At 39.7% G+C, this 7253-nt stretch carries 4 protein-coding genes; 2 read left to right on the top strand and 2 right to left on the bottom strand.

Annotated elements, in window-relative coordinates:
- Positions 1 to 416 precede the first annotated feature (416 nt).
- Entirely contained in the window at positions 417 to 1847 is a 1431-nt protein-coding gene (locus DNJ75_RS13790) for an ISNCY family transposase (protein ID WP_117004026.1), read from the bottom strand.
- Positions 1848 to 2141: 294 nt separating this feature from the next.
- On the opposite strand from DNJ75_RS13790, the gene DNJ75_RS13785 reads away from it, so the two are divergent.
- A complete protein-coding gene (locus tag DNJ75_RS13785) occupies positions 2142 to 3533 on the top strand; it encodes a conjugal transfer protein TraH (RefSeq protein WP_117004025.1) in 1392 nt (463 codons plus the stop codon).
- 108 nt (positions 3534 to 3641) lie between these two features.
- A complete protein-coding gene (locus DNJ75_RS13780; RefSeq protein ID WP_117004024.1) occupies positions 3642 to 6596 on the top strand; it encodes a conjugal transfer protein TraG N-terminal domain-containing protein in 2955 nt (984 codons plus the stop codon).
- A gap of 10 nt (positions 6597 to 6606) precedes the next feature.
- Here the strand turns inward: DNJ75_RS13780 and DNJ75_RS13775 are convergent, their stop codons facing one another.
- A complete protein-coding gene (locus DNJ75_RS13775; RefSeq protein ID WP_117004023.1) occupies positions 6607 to 7005 on the bottom strand; it encodes a hypothetical protein in 399 nt (132 codons plus the stop codon).
- Positions 7006 to 7253: the final 248 nt, after the last annotated feature.

Here is a 7253-nt window from a genome sequence, read left to right as displayed (position 1 = left end):
GCCACAGCACTGACCCCTGTGCTCTTTTTGCAGAACAAGCACACGCTACATTTTGAACTAATTGCAAAGGGGGCAATCAATCGTGAGTTATTGCATTATCGTTTACGGCAAAAGGCAGATGCTTATGCGCGAACACGCACCCAAAGCAATGATGATGTACATTAAGCGAGGGCAGGATGAGTAAAATAAGTAAAGTAAATAGTGCCTGAACGGAAATAGCGATATTTTACATTTTCAGCGCAACAGATAGGCTGATATTTGACCTTCAGCATTGTTATTTCCAGCACATTTTGATGAATTGATTGCTCAATGATCAAAAACAAACCAAAGTCGCTTGAAAATATCAAATTAAACTCACGTCAAATCCCCAAGAACTTGCTTGCGTGTTTTTTTGACCCTAAATTAAATGATATTTGCTAAGCAGCCTTACTCAATTTTCGCTTTTTTCTGGCCTCTTGCTTACGTCGCTTTTTCTGCACAATTTCACCAATGCGTTGAATATTGCGAGATAAAACAGCCAAAGCCACATAACAATCAAACCCTTCTTTTCCCTTATCTGGACAACGATCAAGTCCGTGCTGTTCCAAACAATTGATTGCTGACTCAACGGCTGAATGCTGATGTCTGATTTTCACAAACTCAGGATCACTCTCTTGTAACTTTTCTAGCTGATTTAGCTTGCCTTTTTTGGGCATCACCACTTTATTGATCAGCTTTCTAGCTTCCGTGAGATTCACTGCCGAGTAAAAACCCTTATCAAAACTACAACCTTGCAACTGAGGGAAATTAATCTGTGTATCTTTAATGATATCAACCGTGATATCAGCATCTTGTTCTTGTCTCATAATACGATGATGTAAAATAAATTGGTGCTGATCTTCCATGATCGCCACTTTAATGCCCAGTTCAATTTTGTTGCCTGCTTTTCCTTTGTTAACCCACTCAGTATCGGGCTCAAAAATAGAGTATACCTTTTGCGATGACTCTATGGTTTTATTCTCAATAACACGATCATACGTCTGCTGAAATTGTCGTGTGCTATGATCAATATATGGCTCAATGGAACATCGTGAAAACTCATCCAACTTCTTGAGTGTTTGGTTTAATGTATTCAAGTATAACTGTGCTTGATCCAAATAGGCTTGATGTGCTTGGATGATATGATCTTGCTGCTTACCTTTTTTACTTTGCTGAGCTTTACGCAATGCCTTTTTCAATTGCCTAATATTATAACCAGATTGACGCCAATCACTTATATCTAAACGCTTGCAGGATTGCGCTGTCAAATGAATTGCTTTGCATAAAGCATCAAATAACAAACTAATATCCGTTGGAAAATGCACGTTACGCTCAACAACAAAAGAATCACAACGCGCCAATAAGGGCTTGTCTGTAGCACTCAATAAACCGTGACCATGGTTAATCATGATGATATTTAATTGACATAGAACCTCCTCAGTCAGCAAGCCAACATTATCTTTAATGGTTTGCAAAGCATAGCGTTTATTCTCATCTAGAAAACCATGACCAAGCATTTGTCGTAACGTCCTATGTTCATTGGCTAGCTCTTGCAAACGATCATAATCACAGTTGAGATTTAAACGCACAATGCCAAGCACAAACACTCGCCACATATCCATCCCCTGACGACCTGTGTTTATTTGTTTGTCACTTAACACGCTTGCCAAGACGATTTCAAGTTCTTGACGTGCTTGTTTGTCTTGATAAACAGATTGCAAACCTAAAAGAATACGAGGGATATCATCTCTTGAATCGAAATTAATCTTAATCTCACCGATGTATGTTTGACCAAAACTTAATTGGGGAGATAAAAGTATGTTGCGCATAGAAAGTTAAGCGAAGATTTTTTCTTGTCGTCTATTTTCTCAAAAAAATAAGGGAAGTTTGACAGAAATTTTGCTCAAATCATCAAGAAACAACGTGAAATAAGCTTATGTGAGAATAGAGTTAAAAAACTTCATTTGAAATCTCTGGCGTCAAAGCCCTATTTTATATGATCTCCAGTCATTTCCGGTCAGGCACTAAATAAAGTAAATAAGGCAAAGACGGTAAGTAAAATAAATAAATTAGGTATTACTTTTGCTTATGGTAGCGTTTGGGGTTTATCCTGCTTTGTATCATTGATTGCCATTAATATCAGTCATGCCAATCTCAGTAACGATATGCAGGCATTTTTAGCGGATACGGGATATGCCTCTAACATCAGCAGTAGTAAAGCAGTCATTGATCAGCAAGGTGGGTATGTTACCGCAGGTTCTGGGTATATTCGTACCCCTGTGAAAAATCTTCAGCTGATAGATGTTCAGGCACCGAATATGAAGCTTGGTTGTGGTGGCATTGATCTGTTTACGGGAGGCTTTAGTTTTGTTAGCGCGACTGAGTTGACGCAAATGGGGCAGGCAATTATGCAAAATGCAACACCCTTTGCGATTCAACTGGCACTACAGACATGGGCACCCTCGATTAAATCAGCACTCGATTATCTGCAAAAGCTAGCACAGGATATTAACAGTTTAAATATCTCATCCTGTGAGGCGGCACAAATGGCAGTCGGTGGTATTGCGGGTTGGTTTACCAATTCAGAAAATAATAAATTTCTGTGTCAGACGTATGGTACGCATTCTAATGCCTTTAGCAGTTTCTTAGCCTCCAAGCAGGGATGTAGCTCACCAGAGCAATCAAAAGCACAAGCCGAACAGGCTAAAAGCAAACCAGAGCTCAAAGATATGGTGAAACAAAATCGCAATCTGGTGTGGTATTTTTTAATGAAGAATGGTTTCTTATCAGCGAACACCGAAATTGCTGAGTATATGATGACCATGACAGGCTCATTGATTAATGAAACCAATAACGGCGGTGATTCTAAATTTAGACAGCTAGAGCCGTTAATTAAAGACGCTAAAAGTGCGGGTTTTGATTTGATGCTCAATGGTCAGTTAAAAGACAGTCACCAGAAAAAACAGGAGGTCAAAATCTATCGCTGTGATGATAGCAATGCTGAACGCTGCCTAAAACCCAGTGTTCAGTTATTATCGGTGGCAGAATCCTCAGCAATGGTGCCAAAGCTTAGAGCCATACTGGAAGCCATCGGTGAAAAGATCATTAGCAACACTAAGCTTGATGTCACTGAGCAGAATATTATTAATTCAGTGAACTTTCCCATTTTTCGTCTGATTGAAACACAGCTGATGGCAGGATGGATGCCTGAATATCATGAGTATGCGGAAATCATTGCGCGTATTATTTTAATGGATTACATCAATCAGATTATCGGTCAAGCACGCTTAGCATTGAGTATGACCGATTTAGGCAAAGATGACGATATGAAGTGGTTGATTAAAAATCTGGATAACGCCCAGATGATTATCACACGACATGTTAATCACACCGCGTATCAGGCACTACAGCAGAAATCAGATTTAGTGATGCGTAGTCTGAATGTTGAAAGTGTGGTTGTCGGGCATATGTCAACCGAAACGCAAGATAGTTATTATTTTGAGAAAGTTTTTTAACGTACAAATAGTTGATGCTTTCATAATTTTTTGAGTCTTTTACCGTTCATTTTTTTATTTTTGTTCGTTTATTTTTGTTTCATTTCCTAACCACTTAAGGAGTTAGTGATGTTGGATATTTTTGTTACGTCACAAGGTCAAGTGGCACAGTATATTATCAATGCCATTGCGACCTATTATCAAAGTGAGCAAAGTCAGACCCTGTTTTGGTTTATGGGTACGATTGGCGGCTTTGTGGTGTTATGTCGTTTACTGATGCGCCATGATTATAAGGAAGTACTGTTTTGGACGATTAGTTATATCCTGATTACAGCGATGGCATTTAATATTCGTACAACGGTGATGATACATGATACCACTAAACCACTGGCAAGATATACGGTTGATCATGTGCCCGTTGGTTTGGCGTATCCGTTATTTGCAACCACCGCATTATCGAACTACGTCACCGATAGCTTAGAGGATATTATGCACGTACCTGCCGATTTAGCTTATGAGAAATATGGCATGGTCTGGGGGTCAGCGATTTTTCAGCAAATGAATCAATCCAGAGTCAATACTGAGCTATTAGGTTACTTTGCCCGTTATTTACGGCAGTGTGTTTATCCTGAAATCAAATTAAGAAAAAACTTCACGTTTAAACAGTTGCATGATGCCCCTGATATTTTAACGTTCTTAAAAAATCGTATTCGTGATGGCGTATCACGTGTCCATATTCCAAGGGCTAATCCAAATGAATCAGGGGCTGAGGATTTTCCGTACTGTGGTACTGCCACTGCATGGCTGATTAACGCCTTTAAGAACGAGGCAACAGTCAATCTCGGTGATTTACAAAAATACAATATCAATCATCAGGCATTAAATCTGGTTGAAATGCAAAGCAGTGTTCAGAATGTCTATCAGCACTTTTTTAATATCTCAGGTAGTGCACAAAACATTATGATGCAGAATTTAGCGATTAATGCCGTGCGTGACGGCTTTAGGGTATTAACCAGTGCCAGTGGTAACGCAGCAGCTGCGTTAAACTACAGTAAAGTACAGGGTGAGATGTCACGTACCTCGGCATGGGTGTCAATGGGCATGCAGGCGCAGGAGTTTATCCCGATGCTGCATACCATTTTAGTACTACTGATGGCATGTGCGTTTATTCCTGTGGGTTACATGTCACTTTTCCCAGGCTATTTACTGCATATTACCAAGAAATATGTGGGGGGATTAATCTGGCTAGGCACATGGGGCATTTTTTATGTGTTTGTGAATTTTATCATGACATCGATTTTATCGGTACATTTAAGTATTTATTCAGGGGGTTATTCAGGCATTACGATGTCGAATATCAATGCGTTAGAAGCACTGACATGGAAATATGCAGCGGCAACGGGATGGTTGTTGGCATTTGTACCTTACTTATCAAGAATGCTGATTGTAGGAGCAGGTAATGCGATGATGGGGGTTGCAACAAGTATGACATCATCATTAGGTGCTTCTGCTGAGAAAGGAGCAGCGGCGATGAGCGAGGGCAATATAACGGCATTTACGACCTCTACGGGTTCGCATACGGGGAACAATCTGCAATTTGCACAGCACCATACTCGTCCCAGTGAGATTGCAGGTGGGGCAATGCGTTCGAGTTTATCAGGGGGTAGTCAATATCAGACACCGACAGGGGGTATTGTTTATGACAATACGGCAATGCTTGATCGACAGCCATTTGATATGATGCAAAGAGAATCGGTATCGACAGGTTTATCACGCACACAGGCAGCGTATGAAAAAGAAGCGTTTGCGCAGGCGCAGATGTTCAACGAAACAATTAATAGTGGTGCAAATTATTTGAATCAGACAGGCAAGACGCAAGCGTTAAAGGATTATGTGGCATCGAGTGAATCAACCAGTCAAACGGCACAATTGGTAAGTGCGTATTCAACGGTGGCAGATATTCATAATCGCTATAGTCAGGATCAGATTAATGCGAGTGCTTATGGTTTGAATACAGAAGCGGGGGCTGAAGTTAAACTCGGAACTGGTGAGGCATTTAAATTTTTTGCAGCTAATGGTTATTGGAAAGGTGGGGGTAGTTATAGCAAATCGAATACAACGAATAACTCGTCATCATTAACAGCAGACGAAGCGAAATCTTATCGTGAAGCAATAGACACTGTTACCAGTGCGAGTAAGTCAGATATTGCCACACTGGATAAAGCCATTGGTGTAGACAAAGGGCAATCACTGCAATCGACTTTTGGTGAAGCTAAAGCTTACAGTGAATCAGCACAGCGCAATTATGATTTATCAGTGCAAGCAGGAGAAGCAGCGAATTATGCCAAAAACCACGACTTTACGATGAGTGAGAATTTAATGCCAAAATTTAAGGATTACTTAGATGATCATTATACGCCACAGAATCGTGATCGTTGGTTAGGTGATATTAGTCAGCAGAGTGACCCACTCTTCAAAAAAGCGCAGGAAAGTTTTGTGGTTGCCAATAGTGATGTGTATTTGGATTGGTATAAACAAAATTCAGCGAGTATTGACTCCAGAGGACAAACAGACATTAATCAGCTATCGAGTGACGTTGATCAGGGTAGGGATGCAGTGAAACAAGCACGAACGGATAATGATCAGGCGGTTACAAAAGCACATCGTGGTATGCAAGATGAGCTAAAATATCAAATACATGAACGCAAAGGCGAAAAAATGCAATCCACGGTGTCGATGATGGAGCAGGTGCATCGGGATAACTTTGCGCTAATGAAACAGCTTGGCATAATGCCGCAAGATCATGAGTTTAAAGGTAAGTTTGCAGATTATAACAAACCTGCGAACGCTTTTGATTTTGAGCGTCCAGATATGATAGCGCTTGATCAGGCAAATCAATCGGTCAAAGATCAATCCAAAGTGGTGTTGGATGAAAAAGATCAGAGAGCGACAGATATTCGGCATAATGTTGATCGTGGTTTGATTTCGATCACCAAAGAATATCGAGATTTGAACAAAAAAGAAAGAAGCGAGGAAAAAGAGAAAATGCTAAAAAATCCGATGTTACCACCATCTTTGCAGTAAAAATATCATGTTATGACCATTTAAAATGACGAGACAAAAAAGATTTTATTGTAGGCATGCCCGCTTTATAACCAAAATACCATGAGCTAAAAATAACTATGACTATTAATCCAAAAACTGCAAATATCATAATTATAAATCTGTCATCATATATTGAGCCAACAATGGTTATTATACCAAGTATAAATGAAAACAAAACTCCAATGACAATTGTTGCGATATATTTAGTTGCATACCTTTTCTGCTCCACCGTAATCTCAATCTTATCTTCTTCTGATTTAACCATTTTAACGGCAATTGGCTCATTGGATTGCTGAAATTCCTGTTTCAGAATATCGACAACATCTTTAGCCAACTCAGGATTTGTTTCAGCAATTTTTAAAAGCCGTTCTTTTTGATTGTCATTCATACTAGCCTCCTTAACGTGTTAAGTTAGATGGTCTATTGTATTGAGCCGAGTGTTTACACTGCTACTACGACTACTTACGTTTACTACGATGTATCACCGTGGATTTATGGATTATCTGAGAGTTTATTAGTGATATCTGACACAGGTGCATCCTTAGCCTTATTATAACTTGCTAAAATCTTAATCTTAACCGATTCAGGCATGTCACTGGACATCAACAAATCAAGTTCTTCTCTAGTGTAGCCTTT

This window comes from Cysteiniphilum litorale (genome assembly GCF_003428165.1).
Classification (GTDB): domain Bacteria; phylum Pseudomonadota; class Gammaproteobacteria; order Francisellales; family Francisellaceae; genus Caedibacter; species Caedibacter litoralis.
This window is presented reverse-complemented; position numbering and strand designations above follow the sequence as displayed.